Source organism: Thalassospira permensis NBRC 106175, assembly GCF_000714555.1.
GTDB classification, from domain to species: Bacteria; Pseudomonadota; Alphaproteobacteria; order Rhodospirillales; family Thalassospiraceae; genus Thalassospira; species Thalassospira xiamenensis.
This window is the reverse complement of sequence record NZ_AUNC01000005.1, coordinates 63,384-87,968: the sequence shown is the minus strand read 5'-3', so window position 1 is coordinate 87,968 and position 24,585 is coordinate 63,384. Positions and strand designations below refer to the sequence as shown.

The 24,585-nt window shown below is 54.5% G+C and carries 21 protein-coding genes; 5 read left to right on the top strand and 16 right to left on the bottom strand.

The window, feature by feature from the left end; all coding sequences use genetic code 11:
* Window positions 1-10: 10 nt before the first annotated feature.
* Window positions 11-886, bottom strand: a complete 876-nt coding sequence (locus SMB34_RS04415; protein ID WP_007092121.1) for an AEC family transporter — start codon at window positions 884-886, stop codon at window positions 11-13.
* A gap of 217 nt (window positions 887-1,103) precedes the next feature.
* On the opposite strand from SMB34_RS04415, the gene SMB34_RS04410 reads away from it, so the two are divergent.
* The gene (locus SMB34_RS04410) at window positions 1,104-1,748 is read left to right on the top strand and encodes a D-glycero-alpha-D-manno-heptose-1,7-bisphosphate 7-phosphatase (RefSeq protein ID WP_051682125.1); all 645 of its coding nucleotides are present in this window, start codon (window positions 1,104-1,106) and stop codon (window positions 1,746-1,748) included.
* A gap of 13 nt (window positions 1,749-1,761) precedes the next feature.
* Here SMB34_RS04410 and SMB34_RS04405 read toward each other — a convergent pair whose 3' ends face one another.
* A complete protein-coding gene (locus tag SMB34_RS04405) occupies window positions 1,762-3,825 on the bottom strand; it encodes a tetratricopeptide repeat protein (protein WP_037987911.1) in 2,064 nt (687 codons plus the stop codon).
* A 500-nt stretch (window positions 3,826-4,325) separates the two neighbouring features.
* Between SMB34_RS04405 and ilvD the strand changes: the two genes are divergently transcribed.
* Window positions 4,326-6,179 (top strand): dihydroxy-acid dehydratase, encoded by a 1,854-nt coding sequence (gene ilvD / locus SMB34_RS04400; protein ID WP_037987909.1) that lies wholly within the window; start codon window positions 4,326-4,328, stop codon window positions 6,177-6,179.
* Between the two features lie 73 nt (window positions 6,180-6,252).
* Here the strand turns inward: ilvD and SMB34_RS04395 are convergent, their stop codons facing one another.
* The 6 genes from SMB34_RS04395 to SMB34_RS04370 all read right to left on the bottom strand — a co-directional run bounded on the left by SMB34_RS04395 (window position 6,253) and on the right by SMB34_RS04370 (window position 12,015).
* Window positions 6,253-6,918, bottom strand: coding sequence for a LysE family translocator (locus tag SMB34_RS04395; protein WP_037987907.1), 666 nt, complete (start codon window positions 6,916-6,918; stop codon window positions 6,253-6,255).
* Between the two features lie 187 nt (window positions 6,919-7,105).
* Window positions 7,106-8,308, bottom strand: coding sequence for a M20 metallopeptidase family protein (locus SMB34_RS04390; protein ID WP_037987906.1), 1,203 nt, complete (start codon window positions 8,306-8,308; stop codon window positions 7,106-7,108).
* A 51-nt stretch (window positions 8,309-8,359) separates the two neighbouring features.
* Window positions 8,360-9,340 (bottom strand): TRAP transporter substrate-binding protein, encoded by a 981-nt coding sequence (locus SMB34_RS04385; protein ID WP_037987904.1) that lies wholly within the window; start codon window positions 9,338-9,340, stop codon window positions 8,360-8,362.
* 22 nt (window positions 9,341-9,362) lie between these two features.
* Window positions 9,363-10,178 carry a creatininase family protein gene (locus SMB34_RS04380; protein ID WP_037987903.1) on the bottom strand — a complete coding sequence of 272 codons (816 nt, stop codon included), beginning with the start codon at window positions 10,176-10,178 and terminating at the stop codon, window positions 9,363-9,365.
* A 28-nt stretch (window positions 10,179-10,206) separates the two neighbouring features.
* Window positions 10,207-11,484, bottom strand: a complete 1,278-nt coding sequence (locus SMB34_RS04375) for a TRAP transporter large permease (RefSeq protein WP_007092113.1) — start codon at window positions 11,482-11,484, stop codon at window positions 10,207-10,209.
* 9 nt (window positions 11,485-11,493) lie between these two features.
* Window positions 11,494-12,015 (bottom strand): TRAP transporter small permease, encoded by a 522-nt coding sequence (locus tag SMB34_RS04370; RefSeq protein ID WP_037987901.1) that lies wholly within the window; start codon window positions 12,013-12,015, stop codon window positions 11,494-11,496.
* Between the two features lie 126 nt (window positions 12,016-12,141).
* Here SMB34_RS04370 and SMB34_RS04365 point away from each other — a divergent pair, with 126 nt between their 5' ends.
* Window positions 12,142-13,059: a LysR family transcriptional regulator gene (locus SMB34_RS04365; RefSeq protein ID WP_037987899.1), complete on the top strand. Its 918-nt coding sequence runs from the start codon at window positions 12,142-12,144 to the stop codon at window positions 13,057-13,059.
* A 55-nt stretch (window positions 13,060-13,114) separates the two neighbouring features.
* Here SMB34_RS04365 and ald read toward each other — a convergent pair whose 3' ends face one another.
* Window positions 13,115-14,230 carry an alanine dehydrogenase gene (gene ald / locus SMB34_RS04360; RefSeq protein WP_037987896.1) on the bottom strand — a complete coding sequence of 372 codons (1,116 nt, stop codon included), beginning with the start codon at window positions 14,228-14,230 and terminating at the stop codon, window positions 13,115-13,117.
* A gap of 168 nt (window positions 14,231-14,398) precedes the next feature.
* Here ald and SMB34_RS04355 point away from each other — a divergent pair, with 168 nt between their 5' ends.
* Window positions 14,399-14,857, top strand: a complete 459-nt coding sequence (locus tag SMB34_RS04355) for an Lrp/AsnC family transcriptional regulator (RefSeq protein ID WP_007092109.1) — start codon at window positions 14,399-14,401, stop codon at window positions 14,855-14,857.
* A 50-nt stretch (window positions 14,858-14,907) separates the two neighbouring features.
* On the opposite strand, the gene SMB34_RS04350 is transcribed toward SMB34_RS04355, so the two are convergent.
* On the bottom strand, window positions 14,908-15,990 hold the full coding sequence (locus SMB34_RS04350; protein WP_037987894.1) for a M48 family metallopeptidase: 1,083 nt from the start codon (window positions 15,988-15,990) through the stop codon (window positions 14,908-14,910).
* Between the two features lie 12 nt (window positions 15,991-16,002).
* On the bottom strand, window positions 16,003-17,268 hold the full coding sequence (locus tag SMB34_RS20585) for a YjgN family protein (RefSeq protein WP_051682124.1): 1,266 nt from the start codon (window positions 17,266-17,268) through the stop codon (window positions 16,003-16,005).
* Window positions 17,269-17,746: 478 nt separating this feature from the next.
* Between SMB34_RS20585 and SMB34_RS04340 the strand changes: the two genes are divergently transcribed.
* Window positions 17,747-18,460, top strand: a complete 714-nt coding sequence (locus tag SMB34_RS04340; RefSeq protein WP_007092106.1) for a TetR/AcrR family transcriptional regulator — start codon at window positions 17,747-17,749, stop codon at window positions 18,458-18,460.
* A gap of 89 nt (window positions 18,461-18,549) precedes the next feature.
* On the opposite strand, the gene SMB34_RS04335 is transcribed toward SMB34_RS04340, so the two are convergent.
* The 5 genes from SMB34_RS04335 to SMB34_RS04315 all read right to left on the bottom strand — a co-directional run bounded on the left by SMB34_RS04335 (window position 18,550) and on the right by SMB34_RS04315 (window position 24,543).
* Window positions 18,550-19,389: an ABC transporter permease subunit gene (locus SMB34_RS04335; protein WP_007091765.1), complete on the bottom strand. Its 840-nt coding sequence runs from the start codon at window positions 19,387-19,389 to the stop codon at window positions 18,550-18,552.
* Window positions 19,386-20,315: an ABC transporter permease subunit gene (locus tag SMB34_RS04330; RefSeq protein WP_037987892.1), complete on the bottom strand. Its 930-nt coding sequence runs from the start codon at window positions 20,313-20,315 to the stop codon at window positions 19,386-19,388. Before SMB34_RS04330 ends, SMB34_RS04335 begins: the two co-directional genes overlap by 4 nt.
* Entirely contained in the window at window positions 20,312-21,472 is a 1,161-nt protein-coding gene (locus SMB34_RS04325) for an ABC transporter ATP-binding protein (protein ID WP_007091767.1), read from the bottom strand. Before SMB34_RS04325 ends, SMB34_RS04330 begins: the two co-directional genes overlap by 4 nt.
* A 413-nt stretch (window positions 21,473-21,885) precedes the next feature.
* Window positions 21,886-22,989, bottom strand: a complete 1,104-nt coding sequence (locus SMB34_RS04320; RefSeq protein ID WP_007091768.1) for a polyamine ABC transporter substrate-binding protein — start codon at window positions 22,987-22,989, stop codon at window positions 21,886-21,888.
* 204 nt (window positions 22,990-23,193) lie between these two features.
* On the bottom strand, window positions 23,194-24,543 hold the full coding sequence (locus tag SMB34_RS04315; RefSeq protein ID WP_037987890.1) for a glutamine synthetase family protein: 1,350 nt from the start codon (window positions 24,541-24,543) through the stop codon (window positions 23,194-23,196).
* Window positions 24,544-24,585 lie beyond the last annotated feature (42 nt).

Sequence of the window (24,585 nt, the reverse complement as noted above, 5' to 3'; positions counted from 1 at the left end):
GACGCCGGACCTAAAGCACGTACCACAATAGGCCGGGCAGGGCGATGGCGGCAAGGAAGCTTGAACTGATGACCACACCGGCGACTTCTTCAGGTTCGCGGTTGTAAAGCTGGGCAAACAGATAGCAGAACACCGCAACCGGCATCGAACATTGCAGGATGACGACCCCGCGTTCGATCCCGGTAAGCCCCATGGCTTCGGAAAGGCCGACGCCAACCGCAAAGCCCATCACAAGGCGCAGCATGCTAAGTGCGGTGCTGCGCGCGAGGCTGACCGGGCGGAGGCGGGCAAGTGACACACCCAATGTAAACAGCATTAACGGAATGGTCAGCTGTCCGATCAGGTTGGTCGTGTTGTAAAGCCATGCCGGGACTTCGGTATTGGTCGCAAGGAAGCCGGTTGCAATCAGGGTTGCCGGGATGATCGGCATTTTGATGATCGATTTAAGCGAGAAACTGCCCGAAACGAACGCCACCCCAATGGTGAGCTGTAAAACTACGTAAACCGCAAAGAACGCGACCGACAGTGCCAGACCATCCTGCCCGTATGCCAGCATGCAAAGCGGCAGACCGACATTGCCGACATTCGGCCAGGTCAGCGATTGCAGATAGGTCCGCGGGGCCAGTTTGAAAACTTTCAGGATCGGCCAGCCGATCAGAACGAAAATGATGTTCGCGGCAAGGGCGGCAGTTCCCATCGATACCAGCGCATCCGCACCAAGATCAACCGTGGCAAGGGCGGCAAAGGTCAGGCAGGGGGTGGCAAAATAGGTGACGATGGATGTCACCAGTCCCGTATCGAAATGTCTGCCGGACCGTGCCCAGATATAACCAAGACCCGTGGTTATGAAAACCGGCGCAAGAATGGCAAAGATATCGGCAAACATGAAATTCAGTATCCCCAGATGGCTTGGCCCCGATGGCCCCCGGGTGAAATTGTCATGACCGATAGTCGCGGGGCAAGCGAATAATGGTAATACCAGTTGGTTTTCCGCATCGCGATAAGTCGACGCAAACCTGCGTCGTGAAAACTTGTCATTCCGGATGTTGATGGTGCATGTTAGCCCGTCCATCAGCCCCAGAGACAAAAAGACAGGGTCAGGCATGAGCCCCAGAAAATACGATTTCGTTCACCGCCATTTCATTGATCCGGCTCCGCGCTGGCGCGATCAGCGCCATCCTGTGCCTGCGGTTTTTCTTGATCGTGATGGGGTGGTGAATGAAGAAGTCCATTATCTGTCAAAGATTGACGATCTTGCCCTGATTCCCGGAACCGCCGCAGCCATCAAACAGCTTAATGATGCCGGTATTCCGGTGATGATCGTGACCAACCAGTCGGCGGTGGCGCGGGGCTATCTGACCGAGGCGGGCCTTCGTGACCTGCATGAGGCGATGCTTGCGATGCTGGCGCGTGCGGGGGCATCGGTGCAGGGGATTTATTATTCGCCCTATCATCCCGACGGGGTTGAGGGATATCGCCGCGAAAGCGAATGCCGCAAACCGGGCCCGGCCATGATCCTTGCCGCGGCCGAGGATTTTGTGATTTCGCTGGGCGATAGTGTTCTGATCGGGGATCGGATCAACGATATTCGTGCCGGACGTGCGGCGGGCACCCATGCGGTGATCGTTAAGACCGGGCACGGGGCAAAGGAAACAACCTGGCCCGAGGCGGCAGAGGCGGACTTTATCGCCGATGATTTGCAGGCCGCAGTGACCGAACTGTTCGCGCGCGGTGTTCTGGCGCGCTAGGGCTGCCAGGTGATCATAACGCACACCAGGTTTTCCACATATCCCGGCAGGATTCTTCAAGTTCGCGCGCGGTGGCTGCACCGTTCATGGCCTTGCTGTTTTTCATCCGGTCGCGCATGCCGGCCCGAATGGTGGTAAGGGCGTTGATGTCCTGTGTCAGAAGCACGGCCTTTTCGACGTAACCCTTTTGCGTTTCCGCCGCCAGCGCATCGAGCCCGATATCGGATAACAGGCAAAGCCCTGCGCGTGATGCCGGTGTTTCACCCGCCATTGTGACAAACGGAATACCATGCCACAGCATATCGAAATAGCGCGCGATATCGATCATCGGGAAGGGCGACAGTCCGATATCGATCCGGGCGTAAAGATCGGGTTTATCTTCGGGGCTGACCGCACCAATCAGATTGACACGATCCGTATGAAGCCCGGCCTGGCGCAGACGATCCAGCATCGTCTTTCTGGCAAAGGCATCGCCCAGAACATCATCCTGAACGACAAGGCGACTGTTCCTGACCTTGTTTAATATGCGCGCAAAGCAGTTCAGGCTGGCGTCACTGATGTTTGATAACCGGTCAAAGCAGCCAAAGGTCACGGCTTCGTCAATTGCGGCTGGAAGCAGGCTGAGCATGGCGGCATCATCCGAGCCGACATAGGCAAAAGGCCCCGATCCCAGATGCTGCACATTTTCACAAAAAAGCTTGTTTTCGGCCGGTTTGGCCGGGATCGCGCGATGATGGACAAGGATGTAATCCATCTGACTGATGCCCGTCGTCATTGGTGCGATGCTGGCCTGAACCGGGGCGGCGCGATGGGCGAATACCGTGATCGGCTGATCCGTCACCGGGCCGGTCAGGTCAAACAGGATATCGACCCGGTCCTTGCGGATGCGCTCAGCAATCTGAAGCGGGCTTTGGCCGTAAACCTCGCGCCAGCCATCGGCCATGACCTGCCATGAACGGGTGGTCTGATCCGGGCGCGGGGTGGCCGAATACAGAAACAGTTCGACCTCGTTGCGGTTCAGGTGCCGGGCGACCCCCGCCAGCAGGGCAAAGGAGGCATGTTCGCAAAAATGCGGTGACAGCCAGCCGATGCGAAGCCGTTTATCAATCTGTTTGCTGTTGATGAATTTCGGTTCGGGCATTGTCGGCATGTGGCTTCGTGCCCATTGGCGGGCCTGTTTAAGATATTCGACCCCGCCGATATCAGGCAGCCTGGCAACCGCTGCCAGAAGGGCTGTGTGGGCATCCGCATTTGCCGGGTGTTTTTCCACAAGCACGGTCAGTTCGGCAATCGCACTTGCGATATCGCCGCACCGCAATTCGATATCGGCAATTTCAAGATCGACTTCGATCCTGCCTTTGGCAAGGCGCTTGGCGGTTTTAAGGATCGCAATCGCCTTGGCATATTCGCCTTGTGCCGATAGGGCCCGCCCCAGCCCGTGCAAGGCGGGGACATGACGGGGATCGATGCTGAGCGCGCGTTGATAAAGGTTTTGTGCCATACCGGGATATCCAAGGCGCAGCGACACATCACCAACACGGCAAATCATATCTGGGGTGATCCCGGCGGCCTCGGCAGCGCGGTCAAGGGATGCGAGTGCTGCTTCTTCCTGCCCCAGTGCGTGCAATGCCTCGCCAAACAGCAAAAGTCCGTCAAAGTGATCGGGTTTCAGACCCAGCAACCGCCCCAGAAGGTCTACCGTCTGTCCGATATGTCCACGCGGCATTTCAAGGCGTGCCAGATGATAAAGGGCGGTCGGGAAATCGCCATGATAGCTGATGGCCTGACGGAATTCGTCAATCGCCTTTTCGATCTGCCCGGCCCGTTCCAGTGCAATCGCGAAATTGCACCGCACTGCCGGGTTGGCACCAAGTCGCGGCAGACAACTATCAAACAGTTCAAGGGCTTCGCGGTGGCGATCAAGGCTGGTCAGAAGAGTCGCCAGAAGATGTTCGACTTCGGGGTTGCCGGGCGAAAGCGACAGCGCGCGACGGTAAATCTTCTCGGCCTCGTCAGGACGGTTGCCTTCATGCGCGCTTAGTCCACGCCTGAGCAGGGTCTTGAGATCGGCCGACATCGATATGCTTTACCTCGTAAGCTGGACAGTCCTGATTGCTGTCATATCAATCAGCATGCAGAAAAAGGAACGTTCTGTCATTGCTTTAAAGCATTTCGTTCTTTGATCAAAAGGAATGATCGGGCCGGAAAAAGCATAAAAAAAACCCCGGGCCTGCGACGCAGGCCGGGGCGAGAATGGGAGTGGGAGAATCGCCTGGCGGCGATAATCACCTGTTAAGATATGGATTATGGTCGAGGTCGTCGCCTATCTAATGGGATAGGATTGCGGGTCTTTGGTGTAGGTTCGCCCCCGAGAGGTGATGGAATTCCCGAAACTTAACCCGATGAGTGAAAGTGCTGCCTTGGAAATGGTGGTTATCTTTCAGGTAGCATTCGTTCCATATGGCGCAAAAACACGAAATTTTCGGGCAAAAAACTGTCATTGGGCGCGAAGACTGTGCTAGAACCCCTAAATATGTAACAATGATAAACACCCCGCGAAGATAGAGAGGTTCGACCATGCCGGAATATCGGTCCCGTACAACCACCCATGGCCGCAATATGGCCGGTGCGCGCGGCCTTTGGCGCGCCACGGGCATGAAGGATGAAGACTTTGACAAGCCGATCATTGCGGTCGTCAACAGCTTTACCCAGTTCGTGCCTGGTCACGTTCACCTGAAAGACCTTGGTCAGATGGTGGCCCGCGAAATCGAAGCCGCCGGTGGTGTTGCCAAGGAATTCAATACCATTGCGGTCGATGACGGTATCGCGATGGGCCATGACGGCATGCTTTACAGCCTGCCGTCGCGTGAAATCATTGCGGATTCCGTCGAATATATGGTCAATGCCCATTGCGCGGATGCGATGGTCTGCATTTCCAATTGTGACAAGATCACGCCGGGCATGTTGATGGCCGCGATGCGCCTTAACGTTCCGGCGGTGTTCGTTTCCGGTGGCCCGATGGAGGCCGGGAAGGTCACCATTGATGGCAAGGAACGTCATCTTGACCTTGTTGATGCGATGGTCGAAGCCGCCGATCCGAAAATCTCGGACGAACAGGTTGCGGTTGTCGAACGGTCGGCATGCCCGACCTGCGGTTCGTGCTCCGGCATGTTTACCGCCAATTCGATGAATTGCCTGGCCGAGGCGCTTGGCCTTGCACTGCCGGGGAATGGTTCGGTGCTGGCGACGCATGCCGCGCGTCAGGAACTGTTCCTTGAGGCGGCGCGCACATCCGTCAAGCTGGCGCGCCGTTATTACGAGGAAGAAGACGTTACCGCGACCCCGCGGGGCATCGCGACGTTCAAGGCCTTTGAAAACGCCATGGCGCTTGATATCGCGATGGGTGGTTCGACCAATACGGTCCTGCATCTGCTGGCAATTGCGCGCGAGGCCGAGGTCAACTTTACCATGGCCGACATGGATCGTCTGTCGCGCCAGATCCCGCATCTGTCGAAGGTTGCGCCCTCGCATCCGTTATATCACATGGAAGACGTCCATCGTGCCGGCGGCATCATGCGTATTCTGGGCGAGCTGGAACGCGGTGGGTTGCTGCATACCGATGTGCCGACGGTTCATAGCAAAACCATGGCCGATGCCCTTGAAAAATGGGACATCCGGCGCACCAAGAACGAAGCGGTGCATAAATTCTTCCGCGCCATGCCGGGGGGCATCCCGACCCAGACCGCGTTCAGTCAGGAACGGTATTGGGATGATCTTGACCTTGACGAAAAAGAAGGCTGTATCCGCGATATCGAACATGCCTACAGCAAGGATGGCGGTCTGGCGGTTCTGTTTGGCAATATGGCGGTCAATGGCTGTATCGTTAAAACCGCCGGTGTCGATGCCAGCATCCTGAAATTTACTGGTCCGGCCGTGATCTGCGAAAGCCAGGACGAGGCGGTTGCCAAGGTTCTGGGGGGCGAGGTCAAGGAAGGCGATGTTGTCGTCATCCGTTATGAAGGCCCCAAAGGTGGCCCGGGCATGCAGGAAATGCTGTATCCGACCAGCTATCTGAAATCGATGGGGCTGGGCAAGGCCTGTGCGCTTGTCACCGATGGGCGTTTTTCGGGCGGGACGTCGGGTCTTTCGATTGGCCACGTATCGCCGGAAGCCGCGGCAGGCGGGGATATCGCATTGATCGAGCCGGGCGATATCATTGAAATCGATATTCCGAACCGGTCGATCAGGATTGCGGTTGATGATGCGGTTCTGGCGGCGCGCCGTCAGGAAATGGAAGCCAAGGGCAAGGATGCCTGGAAACCGGCCAAGCCGCGCAAACGCAAGGTTACAACGGCCCTTCGTGCCTATGCCGCGCTTGCAACCAGTGCCGATCAGGGTGCGGTTCGCGATGTGACGCAGGTCGAATTTTAAGTCGTCCAAACCATAACAGCCAAAAAGCCGCCCGGTTCGCCGGGCGGCTTTTTGTTCGGGGTATCAAGAATGATCAGGGTTTGCGCAGCGTGCTGAACCCATGCGCAAGGCTGTGGCCAAGGTTGGGCAGGGCATTGGCAATCGCCTGCACGGCAAAACCGATAAACAGAATTCCGGTGGCGCGCACGATCCAGATTTCATGGCGCTGATAGGCCCGGCGCAAAATGCCAAGCCCGACAATCCAGATCAGGATCAGATCGGCAATCAGAAACCCGACGGCAGAGGCCAGCAACAGCCCCGTCATGCTGTCCCAGCCAAGCGATGCGGCATCCTGTGCCAGAAGGGCTGTGAACATCGCGACCGCGACCGGATATCCCTTGGGATTGGTGATCCCGAAGATAAAGCCGCGTCGCCACGGACGGCGCACGGTAATATTGACCGCACCGTCGACCTTGCGCTTTGCGGTAACCGCACGGATGCCAAGCCAGAACAGATAGACCCCGCAAATCATCGCCAGAATATCAAACACCATCGGATCAAGGACGCGTGACCCGATGATCGCCACCAGCGCCAGACTGGCCCACATGATGTCCCCGGCAAAATGCCCGAACAGGAAACCGGCACTTGCCTTTCGCCCCTGTGCGGCACCAATGCCCAGCATCGCCAAAAAGGCCGGACCGGGTGTCAGGGTATAGATGGCGGCCGCGACCATCGCCCCGATCAGCATCGATATTTCCATGATCTTCTCCCCAATGCTCAGGACAAGATTAGCGTAGATGAATTTGTTTCGGCAAAGTGATTTCCGTTATACCGCCTGAAAAAAGGCCGGGTCATGAGACCCGGCCAAGTGAAAGACAGCAATATGCTCTGGAGGCTGTCTTTTTTGTCTGGCCTAAGGGAGATTTGCCAGACAGGTGGAGTTTGGTTCAATCCGATGTTGAAAGACGCAGGGCGGCGTTGGCGATCACGCGAACGGCGGTTGCGATGCAGGTTTCATCAAGATCGAAATTGCTGCGATGAAGCATGGTGGCGCGATCCGTTGCTTTGGAGCCGATGCGCAGATGTGCGCTTGGAATACGCGACGAAAATTCGGCAAAATCCTCGCTACCCATAGAGCCTTGCGGCAGGCAGATGACCTGTTCATCGCCAAGGATGTCGCGTGCGGTTGCGACAACCTGTTCAAGGATCGCCGGATCGCTTTTGACCACACCAACACCTTGCAGGAATTCGACATTGATCTTTGTCCGGGTGGCGGTGCCGACACCTTCGGCGATGCGTGTGATGGCATCCTTGGATGCGGTGCGGACGTCTTCGGAATGGGTGCGGATCGCGCCCTGAAGGATCACCGCATCGGGGATCTGGTTGCGTGCGGTGCCGCCTTCGATTTTTCCGATCGTGACCACCGCTGCGTTAAGGGGGGCGATTTCCCGGGAAACAATATTCTGAACCTGAGAAATGAATTGTGCCGCGGCAACAATAGGGTCAACGGAAAGATGCGGATGTGCCCCGTGCCCGGAAAGACCGGAAACCGTCACATCAAAAGGATCAGAGGACGCAAAGGAGACTTCGGGGTGCCAGCCGACCGAACCGCCGGGAAGCAGCGGCCAGTTGTGATAGCCCAGCATGATATCTGGCTTGTGTTTGTCAAAGACACCATCGGCAAGCATCGCCCGTGCGCCGCCAAGGCCTTCTTCTGCTGGCTGGAACAGGACCATGGCTCGGCCTTTGAAATTGTCGCCAAGTCTTGCCAGAACTGTTGCAACACCAAGGGCGATTGCAGTGTGGGCATCATGTCCGCAAGCGTGCATGACCCCCTTGTTTTCCGAAGCAAAGGGAAGCCCGGATTCTTCGGTGATGGGGAGCGCGTCGATATCGCCGCGAATACCGATAAGGCGGCCCGCCGCCGCAGGATTGATGATGGCAGCGACACCGGTTTTTCCAAAGCCGCTGCTATAGCTGATGCCAAGATCGTCAAGGTGGCTCTGAATTTTTGCAGAAGTTCTCTGTTCCTGAAAACCCAGTTCCGGATGGCGATGCAAATCCCGACGAATATCGATCAACTGATCGTTGATATCATCGACAATGGCATCGATCTTTCTTGCGATTTCGCTGGTGGCGCTTGGGGACATTCTTCAATCAATCCTTTTGGTGGCGGGCCGTGGTTTTAAGGGATCTCGGGGTTAGTCGAGGTCCTTCTGGCCGATTTCGGCAACTTTCTTGTAGACTTCCTCGCCCCACATTTTGGTGCCGAGTTCGTCACGAACCGACTGGGTCGCTTCGATGAAAGGTGCGATATCCGGGTGGGTGAAAACGATGCCGGCAGCTTCCATATCGGCGATCATTTTTTTTGTCTGCTCGGGCAGCATTTTTTCAATGACGGCATTGGATGCATCATTAGCCCGTTTCAGCAGTGCCTGATCTTCTGCATTCAGACCTTCCCAGAAGCCGTTTCCGATCATCACGTAAGCCGGTTTTTTGATGTAATCGACCATCGCGATGGATTTCTGGACTTCATAGAATTTCGCGGCATAGATGGTTTCGATCGGATTTTCCTGACCATCGACAACGCCAGCCTGCAGGCCGGTATAAACCTCGGCAAAGGCCATCGGGGTCGGGTTGGCACCAAGGGCGCTTAGGGATTCGACATAGTAATCACGCTCTGGTGCACGCAGTTTCAGACCTTTGAGGTCGTCAATGCTATTGATTTCGACATTCGCGCTAATCTGGCGCGGGTTGCGCGGCATGAAACCAAGAAGGCGGATTTCGCGTTCATCGATCAGCTTCTTGTTCCATTCCGCGCCGAAGTCGGTTTCAAGAACGGCGTTGTAGTTTTTCAGGTCCTTCATCAGGAAGGGGATCGCCAGATATTCAATGTCCTTGATCCCGGGATCGCCGCTGGCTGAAATCTGGGTGATACCGAGCGCAAGCTGGGTGAAAAGTTCACGCGGGGTGCCAAGTTGTTCACCGCCGTAAATCGTGACGTTGTAGCGACCGTTGGATTCTTCTTCTACGACACGTTTGAACTCAAGAGCGCCTTCATACTGGGCTTCGCCGGGATTGGCCCAGATGGAATAACGGATTTCTTCGGCCGCATTTGCATGGCCAAGGCCAAGAGTTGCCAGACCTGCTGCAAACAGCGTTGTTGTGAGTGTTTTACGCATATTCAAAACTCCCTGATGAAGGTTAAGTGCTGACTTTTGGGTTCTGATCGGAGAAGTGACGGATAAAGTCCGCGCAATATTCGACGAGGTAACTGACGATTTTTTCGCCTTTCCCGGCGCTCGATTGCGCCGGATCGCCCCCGGCAATGCCATTGCCGCAGCGATCGGTAACATCCACGGCAAGAGCGATTTCAACATCGCGGAAACGGACACCCGCCAGGCCGGCGGTTGGCAAACCAAGCATTTCGCCCTTGCTGTCCTCTTTGGATAAAAGGTCCATGCGCATCAGTTCGGGGAACAGATGCAGATAAACAGAGGTCAGCGGATCGCCTCCATGACCGAGTGCCTTAGCCCCCATTTCCGGATGCAGTTCTTTCCACATTTCGGCCGGGATCAGACGCCACATATTGAGGCAGGGAATCAGTAGGCCTTTTTCGCGTTTAATTTTGCGAATGACCTGATCGATCAGCGGATAGTTGCCGCTGTGGCCGTTCAGGATCACGATTTTATTGATGCCGTGATCGGTGAAGTTTTCGATCATGTCGGTCAGAATGGCGCTGAAGGTTTCCGGGCGCAGCTGGATGCCACCGGGCACCGTACGGAAATAGTCGGCATAGCCAAACGGCATGATCGGGGCGGCAATCGCACCTGATTTTTCGGCAATTTTACCGGCCAGAACATCGGTGAGCATGTAGTCACCCATCGGGGCGACCGGCCCCTGTTCTTCCTGGGATCCCAGTGAAATCAGAATTACGGGATCTTCGCTGAGGCGTTCGCGAAATTCGATGAACGTCATGTCTTTGAGCAAGTGCTTGCGCACAGCTTTAATGGCCGTCATTTGGGGCTCCGGTATCGATTGATGGCTATCAGGAACCGAACACGATGTTCGGCAGGAACAGGGTGATCTGCGGGAATGCCGCAAGCAAAATCACCGCGAAAAAGAGAGGGATGTAAAACGGGATCATCGCGCGTACCATTTGCGCATGCGAGATTTTGGCAATGTCCTGAGCGATGAACATCAGGATGCCAACCGGTGGCGTAGCCCCCCCGATGATGAGGGTGAAGACCATCAGAACACCGAAATGAACCGGATCGATTCCAAATTGCATGACAACGGGAACAAGGATCGGGGTCAGCACGATTTCAGCCGAAGAGGCCACCATGAACAGCCCGACAAGCACCAGAACCAGCAGAATGATCGCAAGAACAATGATCGGTTCGCTGGAAATGGTCGAAATGCCGATGCCGATGCTTTGGGGAACGTTTTCGCGTACCATGACCCAGCTGAAAGCCGCCGATGCAGCAACAATCAGCAAGATGCGACAACTGCCCAGACCAACATCTACAAGAACCTTGCCAAGCTGGCGCAAATTCATGTGACGATACAGAAGGCCAAGTACCAGACCGTAAAGCACGGCAACTGCCGCGGCCTCGGTCGGAGAGAACATACCCAGCAGGATGCCGCCGACAATAATGACTGGAAACAGCAGGGCAGGGCCACCCTCGACAATCGAGTTTCCGATTTCACGTATGCTGGCGCGTTCATAACGGGGATAGCCGCGTTTGCGGGCAATGAAATAGGTGAATACCATCTGGCTCAGGATGATTACCACACCGGGAATGATACCGGCCACCAGCAGGCGCCCGATGGAAACATTTGCAAGGGTGCCGTAAATCACCAGTGCGACGCTTGGGGGAATCATTGGGCCGACAAGCGCCGATGCAACGGTTACAGCGGCCGAAAAAGGTGCGGGGTAGCCTTCCTTTTTCATCGCCGGGATAAGAACCGAACCAAGGGCGGTGGTGTCAGCGGTTGCCGAGCCGGACATGCCCGAGAAAATCATGCTGGCAAAAATATTGACCTGTGCCAGGCCACCGTGAATGTGACCCACCAGCGCACGCGACATATTGATGATCCTGTCGGTCAGGCGGCAGGCATTCATCAACTCGCCCGCAAGATAGAAAAACGGGATCGCCAGAATAAGGAAGCTGTCGATTGACGCCGTCATGCGCTGTGTCAGCATCCCGGCATCGATGCCGGTCAAGTAAAGATAGGCAGTGGTGGTGACGCCCATTGCAAAAGCCAGTGGCATACCGGCCAACAGCAAAACAACGAGGAGGGCGAGAATAATTGCGATTGTCATTTCTGGCCCTTACAGCATCGAGTTTTCGTCATTTTCGGTTCGCACATTGCGAAGCCGATCAGACAGGAAAAGACGGGCAAGGATGACAACAAGCATCAGTATTCCGCCAACGGTCGCGGCAAGACGCACCGTACCGGCAGGCAAGGGAAGGATGCTCATTTCCTGAAAGTTTTCGAGTTTTACAATACGAAAGCTTTTCCAGGTCATCACGCCAAGGAAGGCCAGTGCCAGAATCTGATTGGAAATGCGGATTATCTTTCTGACTTTTTCCGGCATCAGATTTACGAAAACATCGACGGAAAGATGACGTCCCTGCCAGCACACAACGGCAGCACCGATAAATGTCATCCAAACCACGAGTAATCGGCTTAGTTCGTCGCTCCATAAAAGCGGACTGTCAAAGAAGTATCGAAAGACAACCTGTGCAAGGGTCAGTATCACAATGATTGCCAGCGTGGCGCCGGTCAGGATTTTTAGCGGAAGCGCAAGGTCGAGCCTTCGCTTCGGCAATGCCGGTTCAGTTGATTGCATCTCTAGCCTCTCCATCATGGCCCTGCGAGCTTCTTGTTCGGCTTTTTGGCAGGGCGCCTCCTGAGACTATAAAATCAGCCGGACATTAATCTTGTCAAATATATAAATGGCGTATATTTATATCTGATGAGTATCAATAATCGCGTTGAATTACGCCATCTGCGTTATTTTATTTGTGTGGCTGACGAAATGCATTTCGGGCGGGCCGCCGAACGTCTTGGCATCGCGCAGGCCCCGCTTAGCCAGCAAATCAAGCAGCTTGAGGAACGGGTTGGCGGGCAACTTTTTGAACGCACGACCCGAAGTGTTCGCCTGACGCCGGCGGGAGAAGTTTTCCGTGAAAAGGCGTTGCTGGCGTTATCAAGTGTCGAGGAGGGAGTCGAGGCCGCCCGTTTCGTGATGGGGCAGGCAAATCGCAAGCTGACGATTGGTTGTGTTTCACCTGCGATTTTTACATGTCTGCCGGAAATCCTCCGGATGTTTCATGCCAAATGCCCGGATACGCGGATTGATATCAAAATACTGACGACCAACGAGCTGCTTGATGCGATGATAGAGGGGCAGGTGGATGTTGCCTTTATTCGCCCGCCAAGGGCCAAGGCCAACCTCAATATCATGAATTTGTTCAGCGAGGCCTTTGTTGGGCTTGTTCCGGCGGATCATGTGCTTTCCGGAAATAAAACGCTGTCGCTAAGCGATTTTACGGGGCTGCCATACATTGCCTATGCGCCGATTTTGGGGGTCAGTTACCAGAACGTGGTCATCCAGCATGCACGTGATGTCGGGGTATCTTTGGACATCGTTGAAGAAGTTGGTCACACATTGGGAATCGTGGCACTTGTTGCCGCGGGAATGGGGGTTGGCGTGGCGCCGAGCTGGGTTACCCATACACCCCATGTCGGCGTTGCCTATATTCCAATGCCGGAATTACCAGCCGATGCGGTCAATCTTGCATTGGCATGGCCCGAAGACACAATGTCGCGGGTCATTGATGAATTTGTGCAATGCGCACGTGCCTTTGTTCGCGATCTGAACGGCTTGTAAAATGGCCGCCCCGGCAAACGAGGCGGCCATTTGTGTATGATGCAACGCCGCTTGGTCAGGTGAGGACTTTTTGCAGCGGAATGTACTCGTACCCAAGATCACGTGCGACGGCCTCATAGGTGATGCGGCCTTCGTGAACGTTTAGTCCTGCGGCCAGATGGGGATCTTCCTGGCAGGCTTTTTTCCAGCCCTTGTCAGCAAGGGCAAGGGTGAAGGGCAGGGTTGCGTTGTTGAGCGCAAAGGTCGATGTGCGGGCGACCGCACCGGGCATGTTGGCAACACAGTAATGCACCACGTCATCGACGATATAGGTCGGATCGGCATGGGTGGTGGCTTTGGATGTTTCAAAGCAGCCGCCCTGATCAATCGCGACATCGACAATCACCGAACCCGGCTTCATTGTTGAAAGCTGGTTCTTATGGATCAGTTTCGGTGCCGCGGCACCGGGGATCAGGACGGCACCGACAACCATGTCGGCATCATAGACCAGTGCCTCGGTATCATCGATGGTGGCATATTGCGTTTTGATGCGCGGGCCAAACACATCGTCAATATAGGTCAGGCGTTTGACATTCTTGTCGAGAATGATGACGTCCGCGCCCATGCCCGCGGCAATGCGGGCGGCATTGGTGCCGACAACGCCGCCGCCGATTACAACGACCTTGGCCGGGGCAACACCGGGCACACCGCCTAGCAACATGCCACGCCCGCCATTGGCCTTTTGCAGGGCCGCTGCACCGACCTGCGGTGCCATGCGCCCGGCAACTTCGGACATCGGGGCCAGTAATGGCAGGCCACCATTTTTATCGGTAACGGTTTCATAGGCAATCGCCGTCACCCCGGATTTGATCAGACCGGCGGTCTGTTCCGGATCGGGCGCCAGATGAAGGTAGGTAAACAGAAGCTGCCCTTCGCGGAGCTGCTCGTATTCGACTTTCTGCGGTTCCTTGACCTTTACGATCATTTCGGATTTGGCAAAGATTTCGGCCGCGGTATCGACGATTTTTGCGCCGGCGGCGACGTAATCATCGTTGCTGCAACCGATACCGGCACCAGCATTGGTTTCGATGATGACGTCATGCCCGTGGGCCGTGGCTTCACGCACGGAACTCGGGGTCAGGCCGACGCGATATTCATGGTTTTTGATTTCTTTCGGAATGCCAATCAGCATTGTTTCTCTCCCGGACAAACGTGGCGATGATAACGGTTTTCCCGTTTTTAGTTATCTATGCAGGATACCCGAAAATTGTGGCAATTTCCCTTCAATCATCGGTGAGTTTGATGGTATTAATGCTATATAATTTTAAAAAATCCGCTTCAGGCAGGGAGAATATTCGAAATGCAGATGGACGAACGTGACCGGATGATCCTGCGGCTGCTTCAGCGCGACGGTCGTATCAGCAACGCCGAACTGGCCGAAAAGGTCAATTTATCGGCGTCGGCCTGCTTGCGCCGTGTCAGGCTTCTGGAAGAAGCCGGTCTGATTGATCGTTACACGATGCTGCTTAATCCGGCCCGCATCGGCAAACCGGGCAATGCATTCGTCAATATCTCGATTGCACGCCAGACCCGTGAGGCGCTTGAAACCTTTGAAAAGGAAATCCAGTCGGTCCCGGAAGTCGTGGAATGTTACCTTCTCGCGGGGCAGAGCGACTATCTGGTGCATGTGGTTTACAGCAATACCGCCGACTATGAACGCATCCACAGCGAAGTCCTGACCCAGCTTCCGGGGGTGGAGCGGGTCCAGACCATCATCACCCTGCGCGAAGTCAAACGCACGACCGAATTGCCGGTCTGATCCACTCAAGCGAGGCGGGCAGGTTTATGGCCTGTCCGGTTCCAACGTGATTAGTCGCAGACCGTTTGCAAGGCTTTCCAGTCCTGCGGATTGATATCAAGCGTACCTGTGATGTCGCTTTGTTCAAACAGGTCGATCCGACCGGTCATTTCCGGGTGCGAGCTTAGGATTTCCGGCAGGAAACTGGCAATTTCGGCATATCTGCTTTCGGTGGAGATTGTGCGAAACAGCTTTGCCGTGCTTTGGGTTTCGATGCTGGCGTCACCCATCAGTTCAAGGGCAAAGTGATCGGCATCGGTTTCCATGTCCCGGGAATAGCTTTGTTCCATGACAAAGCCGACCGGAAGGTCGGCCCCGCCGGTCATCAATCGGACAAGCTGGCCAAGCGCGATACCTGAAAACAGTTTTTGAAGGCCATGCTGCATTTCCGTATGGCCGATTTCATGGGCCAGAACGCCAGCCAGAGCTTCGGGATTTTCCGCCTTTTTTATCAGTTCGGAAAATACAATGATCTGCCCGCCGGGCAGGGCAAGGGCGTTTTCGATATCGCTGCGCAGTACGGTGGTTTGGTAGTCATATGTCAGTGCGCCGGTTTGTTCAAAGCGGCCCAGAATGGTGGTGATGACCTTTTGTGCGGGATCGTTGATCGCACACGCACTTGTCCCGTCGCGGTCTTCGCCCATGATCGCCACGATCTGTTCGCGCGCATTGCGTCCCATATCCATTTCCATGGAACGTGGATACACCGCGATGACCAGATCAATCATCAATGGCATGCCCTGCCAGATCAGCAGGGCGATTGCCGCGGAGAAACCGATGATACCAGACGCAAGCAGGACTTTTGCCCTTGTGGCCCCTTCGTCCACGGCAAGTCCGGGCAGGTTTTCGACAATGAAGGCCTTGGAGTGCGGATCGTCAAAAATCAGGCGAAATCCATCATCCTTGCGCTTTCGCAAACGAAGCGGTTTTCTCTTTTCGATCTTTTCACACAGATAAACACTGTCTTTTGACAGCACCTGTTCCCCGCCGTCTGCCAGATACAGGGTAATGTAACGGTCGGATATGCCGACCGTTACATTCGTTGCCAACGATGTTTTACCGTCAAAAAGACGGGCATTGGGCAAGCTGTTCATCAAAATGCCTTGTTAAATCCCGCCCAGATCAAAGGCTTCTGCAAGACCTTCGCCGGTGCGCGGGACGTTCTGTGCATCCGTGTTCTGATGCAGTTCTGCGATGTCACCGTCATATACCAGCGATGAAACATGCAGTGCCAGCATCGGATGGGTCAGCCCGACAAATGTCAGGATGCCGAAGACAGGTGTTGCAAGCAGCATCAGGATAAAGAACGGTGCCAGGATCGCCAGAACCTGTTCCGGTGGCATATAGGATGCCGCGTTATTTGCAAGGATCGAGAATGCGGCAAAACCACCGGTGACCGACAGCAGGGCAACAAAGACAATCCCCGCCAAAACCATCAACAGCAGGAAGCGTAGCAACAGTTTGATATATTGCCCGGTCGCGAGCGTGCTGCCAAATTGCAGGCCTGCAAGGGTGGTGTTTTCGCTTTGATACCGGAAGCACCATACATGGTACCAGGCCATCCCGAAGACGATCACGAGATACGGAATAAAGGCCAGCGGCACGATATAAAACGGGGAGTGCGTAAAGTTAACCGCCGCCGCAATAATGCCGCCCGATATGGCAATCGCGACCAGACACAGGAGCCAGGTCAGGATCCACTTTTTGAAGGCAGGGCCGAATGTACCGGTAAAGCGTGCCTGATGGTCGCCGATCCAGGTGTTGTTGGTTTCATAGCGGGTCAGCGTGATAAAGCTGAGCGGCATCAGAATGCCCAGCGACAGGATGGCTGCCAAAAAGCTGCCAAAGCCGATCAAGGCATATTTGAAGGACGAACCGCCCAGTTTTCCGCGAATGCCGCGCCAGAAGGTGCGGCTCATGCGATAGCGCGTGGCGCGATAGATCGCGACAAAAATCAGAAACAGAATGACGGCATACATCACGATAATCTGCAATCCCTGCATGGCCGGGGGCAGTTGGGCCGAGATAAAGCCCAGCAGCAGGGACGCGGGGATAAAGATGACCGAGATAATCAGGAAGCCAAGGAAAAGTTCCAACCCGCGACCGGTATATTCCAACGCATCACCATCAATGACGATGTTGCTCCAGATATCGCGGCGCATCCGGGTTTTGGCCCAGAAACGGAATATGCCCAATGTCAGGATGGTCCAAAGCGTGTTCCAGCAGCAAAGTTTCAGAACGTCCTGCCAGCGACCGTGATATTGAATCTGGCCGTTATGGTATTCGGCGTTTTCGCTGTTTTCAGCAATATCTGCCGCCGCCTGAGAGCCATTATTGGCTTCAGGAAGTTCATTTTCGTCGTGTGTGCTCATAGTCCCCTCGGTTCTAAGACCAGTTTCAGGATCAGTGGTGAAAAATGACACCGCTTGTTTTCGCGGATTTTAATCTTCCCCAAGTTTGATTTAACGTGGTTTATCAACAAGATCACCCACTCAAAAGGTTAGGGACGCCCAATCAGGGCCATTTTTGTTACCCGAAGGAACGGGTGGTTGAATGGTTTTGGTATGAAGGCTACCCATCAGGTATTTCGCGCTTGCCGCAAGCGGGACTTCGCAGCCGCAGCGAATCAAATCTGTACAGATTCGCGATTTTTGTTCGCAAATACGTTTCTCGATTGCTGTGTGGTGACTATTGTTCATCTAACGCGCGCTTAAAAAATGCAGGCGAACTGTTTGTTACATCGACGTTTCTTTGATTTTATCTATCGAAAGTCACCGCGCGATTTGACTTTTGAATGAATTAATAGGCATTAATATAAGTTCAGGGAGAATGTTGGGGGAATAATTCTCTATGGAAAACGAATGTCTTGTTCGTGCGCGTAGCCACGAGCAAAAACTGAAACGTAGAAACGATATACTTGTCGCAGCCGAGGCGCTTTATCTTGAGGGGGACGGACAACTGCCATCGGCAGCCGAAGTCGCCAAAAAGGCCAGTCTCGCCAAAGGCACGCTGTATCTTTATTTTTCAAGCAAGGAAGCCCTTTTTCTGGAAGTCCTGCGCGGGTTCCTGAAGGGGTGGTTTGAAAACAACCTTGAAGTGATTGAACAGGAAGCGTTGCGCCGTCCCGAAGAACGGGATTCAGCACGCGTTGCACAACAATTCGTGCAGTATCTTGTCAAACGGAAGCAATTCCTGCATCTGGCGTCCCTGTCACAAGGGGTTCTTGAGCAGGGGACGGACGATGAAGCGGTTCTAAGCCATCGAAGATTTATTTCTTCCATGGTGAAACGGACGGCAGATGCCCTGTCCGAGCTGTATGCCATCACGCCAGAGAATGCCAACAAGCTGATGCGGACATCCTATGCATTGGTGATTGGCATGTGGCAGATGTCACAGATTCCGGAACGTGTTGCCGAACTGATGCGTCAGAACGCGCTTGATAATCTGATTATCGATTTCAGTGTGGCAACCGAAGAAGCGGTGGTGTCGTACTGGCGTGTTCTTGCGCCGGGTATGAAATGTCGTGAATTCCTGCGTCAGATGGAAGAACAGAACCGGGCCTGATTTCGGTTTTGCCATCGGCTTTTCAATCAGCATCATAAAAAAAGCAGCACCCGCGAAGGTGCTGCTTTTTTGCATTGGGCGACATGACATCAGGTATCGATTGTCGTCTGGTTCATGGATCGGGTCCGCGCCCGTTCTGACCGCAGGATCAGCAGGCTGGAAATCACGATCATCACCGATACGGCAAGGATGATCAGTGTCGCGAGCGCGTTGATTTCCGGCGAAACACCCAGTCGCACGGATGAGAAAACCTTCATCGGCAGGGTGGTGGAGCCCGGACCGGCGACGAAGCTTGCAATCACCAGATCGTCCAGCGATAGGGTGAAGGAAAGCAACCAACCGGCCAGAAGGGCCGGCAGGATCATGGGCAGGGTAATGACAAAGAAAATCTTTGCCGGTTTGGCGCCAAGGTCCATCGCGGCTTCTTCGACCGAGGTATCCATGCCCGCCAGTCGCGATTGCACAACAACCGCGACATAGGCCGCACAGAAGGTCGTATGTGCGATCACAATCGTGGTTACACCACGCCCGGCTGGCCATCCGATCAACTGTTCAAGGGTGACAAACAGCAATAGCAGGGACAGGCCGGTGATGACTTCGGGCATCACAAGCGGGGCGGCAACCATGCCCGAAAACAGGGTGCGGCTTTTGAACCGTCCGAAACGGGACATGACAAGCCCGGCCGGTGTGCCAACCGCAAGGGCCAGCGTTGCCGACATCACCCCGATCCGAAGGCTGTTCCAGGCGGCATCGATCATGCCGTCATTGGAAAACAGCGATACATACCATTTGAACGAGAAACCGGTCCAGACGGTGACCAGCTTGCCCTCGTTAAACGAGTAAATGATCACAAGCAGGATCGGCACATACAGAAATGCAAAGCCGAACACCAAGGCGCTTAGAAGGAAAGTCGAACGTTTGCCGGTCATTGTCCGTTTTCCTCCTGCTTGGTCTGGATATGCTGGAACCACATGATCGGTACGACAAGGAACAGCAGCATCGCAATCGCGACCGAGGATGCAATCGGCCAGTCACGGTTGGCAAAGAATTCGTTCCAAAGCGTTCGACCGATCATCAGGGTATTCGGCCCGCCCAGAAGTTCCGGGATGACAAACTCGCCGACGGACGGAATGAACACCAGAAGCGATCCGGCCAGAATGCCAGGCATCGATAGGGGCAGGGTCACCTTCATGAAGGCTTTCCATGGCTTGCAGCCAAGATCAAGGGCGGCCTCGATCAGGCTGACATCCATTTTTTCCAGCGTGGAATAAAGCGGCAGGATCATGAAGGGCAGGTAAGTATAGACAATGCCGATATAGACCGCGAATTCGGTCTGACGCATGATCAATGGCTCGGAAATAATGCCAAGGTTCAGCAACAGCGCATTGATCAGCCCCTCGCGGTCCAGAATGCCGATCCAGGCATAAACGCGGATCAGGAAGCTGGTCCAGAACGGCAGGATCACCATCATCAGCAGCACACTGCGAAGCGATCCTTGCGCGCGTGCAATGCCATAGGCCATCGGATAACCGATCAGAAGCGTGATCACGGTTGAAATCGCAGCAATCCGGATCGAATTCAGATAGGCCGATATATAAAGACTGTCGCTAAGCAGAAACAGGTAATTGCCGAAATTGATCGTGATATTGACCCCTTCGTCAATCCACGTGAACAGCGCGCTATAGGGCGGCTGGGCATATTCGGCGGTGGCGAAGCTGATTTTCAGAACGATCAGGAACGGGATCAGGAAGAACAGCATCAGCCAGAGATAGGGCAGGCCGATCACAAGGACCCGGCCATGCTTGAGCATCAGGCGATCATAACGTTGTTTCAGGGTTGGCTTGTCACTGCTCATTGATTCAGAACCGAAGCAGCCCCGGCCTCCCACGTTACCCAGACGCGATCTTCCCACGTGTAACGTGGTTCGATATGGCGGCTGGAATTGGGTTCGGTGACCTTGATGCGGAAACCGCTATCAAGGCGTACGTGATAGGTCGAAAGCCCGCCAAGATAACCGATTTCTTCGACCTTGCCAGACAGGCAATTATATTTCGTATCGGTCGGTTTTTCGGTCAGCAGGCGCAAGCGTTCCGGGCGAAGCGCGATCCAAAGTGTCGCCCCTTCGTGGCCCTGAACGGCGTGGTCGATATAAATTTCACCACCGGCATCGTCGGAATGAATGACGGCGTATTTTTCGTCATCATCGACAAGCGTTCCTTCGATCAGGTTGACCTGACCGAGGAAGTTCGCGGTAAAGCGGCTGTTGGGATATTCGTAAAGTTCGAACGGGGTGCCAAGCTGACGGATCACACCTTCATTCATCACCGCAATGCGCGATGCCATTGTCATGGCTTCTTCCTGATCATGGGTGACCATGACAAAGGTGGTGCCGACCTTTTCCTGAATGTTGACCAGTTCGAACTGTGTCTGTTCGCGCAGCTTTTTATCAAGTGCGCCAAGCGGTTCGTCGAGCAGAAGAACCTTTGGCTTTTTGACAAGGGATCGCGCCAGAGCAACACGCTGGCGCTGCCCGCCGGAAAGCTGATGGGGTTTGCGTTTGGCAAACTTGGTCATTTGCACAAGGGCCAGCATATCGGAAACCAGCGTGCGGATTTCCGATTTCGGCAATCCGTCCTGATGCAGGCCAAAGGCCACATTCTGTTCAACTGTCATGTGCGGGAACAGGGCATAGGACTGGAACATCATGTTGGTCGGGCGTTCATAGGCCGGGACGCCTGCCATATCGACACCATCGATGAAGATTTTGCCCGCTGTCGGTTCCTCGAACCCGGCCAGCATCCGCAAAAGGGTTGTTTTGCCGCAGCCCGATCCGCCCAGAAGGGCAAATAATTCATGCCGGTAAATATCAAGCGACACATCATCGACGGCATAAAAGTCGCCGAACTTCTTGGTCACATTCTCGAAACGGATAAACGGGACCGCTTCGGGATTGTTCCAAGGCTGAGTCTTGTGCACATCCTCGTGTGCTTTCTGCAAAGCCCCCTGCGACACCAAGCTTCTCCCCTTGTTTGTTGTCGAGATATACCCAAAACATCGGGCGACATGCCCGGCTATGCATTCGAGCGCGGTTGGCCGAAGCTTGCCGTCCGATGTTTTGGTTCTGCCTGATTAACAGGATGAAGCAATTCCACAATCTGTAAAGAGGGGTGTGCGATATTTCGAACGTTTCGTGGTTGAAATTGCGATAAATGGCGGAAAAGTCAGCAGAGGTGTTCAGAAAATGTGCATTGTTGGCGGTTTCATCTTCGTTTAGCGCGGCTTTGGCACCCTGCGCAATTTCAAGCACGTCATCACGAGTCACAATTCGCAATGTCACAAAAAAGGGGCGCTGCGAACTGTGCAGCGCCCCTTTGGGCATGTCTGATATTAACCGGACCGATTTACTTGATCGATCAATGGATCAATTACTGACCGGTTTTAAGCTTGGTCCACAGACGGGTACGGGTCCGAAGTTCTTTCGAGCCCGGCTCGATCTTGGAACGCAGGCGTTCCTTGACTTCCTGCGACGGGTAAACACCCGGATCGGCTTTCAGATCTTCGTCGATGAATTCCATGGCAGCCTCGTTCGGGCTGGCATATTCGACATAGTTGGCAAGATCGGCACCGACATCGGCGCGCAGGATGTAATCAATGAATTTGTGGGCCAGATCCGGGTTCGGCGCATCGGCCGGAATCATCATCACGTCAAACCAGATCAGGGTACCTTCCTTCGGAATCACGTATTTGATCTCGTTGCCATTGCCGGCTTCTTCGGCGCGAAGGGCGGCCTGGCCAACGTCACCCGACCAGCCGATCGATACGCAGACGTTACCATTGGCAAGGTCGTTGATATATTGCGAGCTGTGGAAATAGGTGATGTAGGGACGGATTTTTTCGAGTTCGGCCATTGCGGCTTCGATATCCGCGGTCGACTGTTTGGAATCCGGCTTATCAAGATAGAAGTTGACGAGCGGCACGATTTCGCCCGGATCGTCAAGCATGGTCAGACCGCATTTTGACAGTTTTTCGGCATATTGCGGATCAAAAACCAGCGCCCAGCTATCGAGCGGGGCATCGTCACCCAGAGCTTCCTGAACCTTGGCAACGTTATAGCCAATGCCGTTGGTGCCCCAAAGGTACGGAACAGCGTAATCGTTGTTCGGGTCGTATTTGGCGGTCTGGTTCAGGATCACCTTGTCCAGATTGCCAAAGTTTTCCAGTTTGGATTTGTCGACTTTCTGGAAGATGCCTGCCTGGATCAGGCGCTGTGCATCGGCCAGAGTCGGAACGACAAGGTCATAACCCGAATTGCCAGCCAGCAGTTTGGCTTCGACAACCTGGTTGCTGTCATAGACGTCGTAATTGACCTTTACGCCATATTCCTTTTCGAAATTGGCGACGGTTTCTTCGCCGATATAGTCAGACCAGTTATAAACGTTAAGGACTTCCTGTGCCGATGCGCTTGCGGCAAAGCCCGAAAGGGCTGCGGCAAGGACAACCAGGCTGGAAGATTTAAGAAGTGATTTCATTTCGCTGAGCCTCCCATGTGGCAGCGTTTGAAAATTTGAAGGTCCTGTTATTGCTTTCTCCAAGACCCTCATATCCTTCGAATGCCTCAGGTTTTTGTCAAATACAAGATGGATTTTTGGGCATTTTTCGCATCAAGTGAAAAATTAGGCATTCATCATGCAACATTCTTGCGCCAGAGATGATGCCCTGGCGCAAGAATTCAATCAAACGTTCAGCAGAAGGTGTTCACGCTCCCACGCGCTGATCACCGTCTGATAGGCATCCCATTCGGCTTCCTTGACGGCGAGAACGGCGGCCGAAAATTCTTCGCCCAACAGGTCTTTTAGCGGTTTGCACCGATGGAATTTGGCCAGTGCTTCGTGGATGTGACGGGGCAGGGAATGCGCCCGGTCATAACCCGACCCTTCGATCTGGGCGGTCGGATCGACTTCCTCGATAATACCCAGCAGGCCACAGGCAAGCGATGCCGCAATCGCCAGATACGGGTTGGCATCGGCCCCCGGAATGCGGTTTTCGATACGGCGTGCATTGGCCGGGCCGTTCGGCTGACGCAGGCCGACAGTCCGGTTATCAAGTGACCAGTGCATGTTGATCGGGGCATCCGACCAGGGCTGCAAACGGCGATAGCTGTTCATGTTCGGAGCCAGAAGCGGCATGGCAGCAGGCAGATAACGCTGCAAGCCGCCGACATAGTTCAGGAACATCTGCGAGTTATCGCCATTGTCATCGGCAAACAGGTTTTTGCCTGTCTTGATGTCGACGACGCTTTGATGGATATGCATGGCACTGCCCGGATGGTTGCCCATCGGTTTGGCCATGAATGTGCCATAGACCCCGTGCTTGAGCGCGGTTTCACGCAGCGTGCGTTTGAACAGGAAGGCCTGGTCGGCCAGTTCAAGCGGCGCGCCGTGATTGAAGTTCATTTCAAGCTGGGCGGGGCCCGACTCGTGGCTCATGGTATCTGCGTCGATATTCATGGCCTCGCAATAGTCGTAAAGGTCTTCGATCAGTGGATCGAATTCGTTGATCGCATCGATGCCAAAGGCGTTCGATGCCCGTTCCGGTCGGCCCGAACGTCCGATTGGCGGTTCAAGCGGGTTGTCCGGGTCGGTGTTTTTTGCCACCAGATAAAATTCAAGTTCCGGGGCAATGATCGGTTTCATGCCGCGTTCTTCAAAGGCCGCCAGGACACGTTTCAGAACGTGGCGCGGTGAGATCGACACCTCGTCGCCACAAAAATGATAACAGTCGCAAATAATCTGTGCTGTCGGTTCTTCGTACCACGGCACGACGCGAATGGTTTCCGGATCGGGGACCATGACAACGTCTTTTTCCGCCGGGTCGAGAAACGCGTCGGTTTCTTCCGGGTAGCCCCCGGTGACCGTCATGGAAAAAATTGCCTCGGGGATGGCAAGGCTTTTGGCTTCAAGCCCGCGCAAAAACTTTTGCGTTGGCAGAACCTTGCCGCGTGCCACCCCGGACATATCTGGGACAATACATTCGACTTCTTCAATTTTGCGGTCAGAAAGCCACTTTTTGAGATCGGTACTCATGTGTAGTCGGACGCTTTCGCGCCAGTCCTTCAAAATTGCATT

Bases quoted from the DNA above. Each gene is read 5' to 3' on its own strand.
- SMB34_RS04375 (WP_007092113.1), bottom strand. From the start codon at position 11,484: ATGACAATCGCAATTATTCTCGCCCTCCTCGTTGTTTTGCTGTTGGCC.
- SMB34_RS04320 (WP_007091768.1), bottom strand. From the start codon at position 22,989: ATGAAATCACTTCTTAAATCTTCCAGCCTGGTTGTCCTTGCCGCAGCC.
- SMB34_RS04365 (WP_037987899.1), top strand. From the start codon at position 12,142: ATGAGTATCAATAATCGCGTTGAATTACGCCATCTGCGTTATTTTATT.
- SMB34_RS04410 (WP_051682125.1), top strand. From the start codon at position 1,104: ATGAGCCCCAGAAAATACGATTTCGTTCACCGCCATTTCATTGATCCG.
- ilvD (WP_037987909.1), top strand. From the start codon at position 4,326: ATGCCGGAATATCGGTCCCGTACAACCACCCATGGCCGCAATATGGCC.
- SMB34_RS04395 (WP_037987907.1), bottom strand. From the start codon at position 6,918: ATGGAAATATCGATGCTGATCGGGGCGATGGTCGCGGCCGCCATCTAT.
- SMB34_RS04415 (WP_007092121.1), bottom strand. From the start codon at position 886: ATGTTTGCCGATATCTTTGCCATTCTTGCGCCGGTTTTCATAACCACG.
- SMB34_RS04405 (WP_037987911.1), bottom strand. From the start codon at position 3,825: ATGTCGGCCGATCTCAAGACCCTGCTCAGGCGTGGACTAAGCGCGCAT.
- SMB34_RS04350 (WP_037987894.1), bottom strand. From the start codon at position 15,990: ATGAACAGCTTGCCCAATGCCCGTCTTTTTGACGGTAAAACATCGTTG.
- SMB34_RS04390 (WP_037987906.1), bottom strand. From the start codon at position 8,308: ATGTCCCCAAGCGCCACCAGCGAAATCGCAAGAAAGATCGATGCCATT.
- SMB34_RS04340 (WP_007092106.1), top strand. From the start codon at position 17,747: ATGGAAAACGAATGTCTTGTTCGTGCGCGTAGCCACGAGCAAAAACTG.
- SMB34_RS04330 (WP_037987892.1), bottom strand. From the start codon at position 20,315: ATGAGCAGTGACAAGCCAACCCTGAAACAACGTTATGATCGCCTGATG.
- SMB34_RS04385 (WP_037987904.1), bottom strand. From the start codon at position 9,340: ATGCGTAAAACACTCACAACAACGCTGTTTGCAGCAGGTCTGGCAACT.
- SMB34_RS04315 (WP_037987890.1), bottom strand. From the start codon at position 24,543: ATGAGTACCGATCTCAAAAAGTGGCTTTCTGACCGCAAAATTGAAGAA.
- SMB34_RS04380 (WP_037987903.1), bottom strand. From the start codon at position 10,178: ATGACGGCCATTAAAGCTGTGCGCAAGCACTTGCTCAAAGACATGACG.
- SMB34_RS20585 (WP_051682124.1), bottom strand. From the start codon at position 17,268: ATGAGCACACACGACGAAAATGAACTTCCTGAAGCCAATAATGGCTCT.
- SMB34_RS04370 (WP_037987901.1), bottom strand. From the start codon at position 12,015: ATGCAATCAACTGAACCGGCATTGCCGAAGCGAAGGCTCGACCTTGCG.
- ald (WP_037987896.1), bottom strand. From the start codon at position 14,230: ATGCTGATTGGCATTCCGAAAGAAATCAAAAACCATGAATATCGCGTC.
- SMB34_RS04335 (WP_007091765.1), bottom strand. From the start codon at position 19,389: ATGACCGGCAAACGTTCGACTTTCCTTCTAAGCGCCTTGGTGTTCGGC.
- SMB34_RS04355 (WP_007092109.1), top strand. From the start codon at position 14,399: ATGCAGATGGACGAACGTGACCGGATGATCCTGCGGCTGCTTCAGCGC.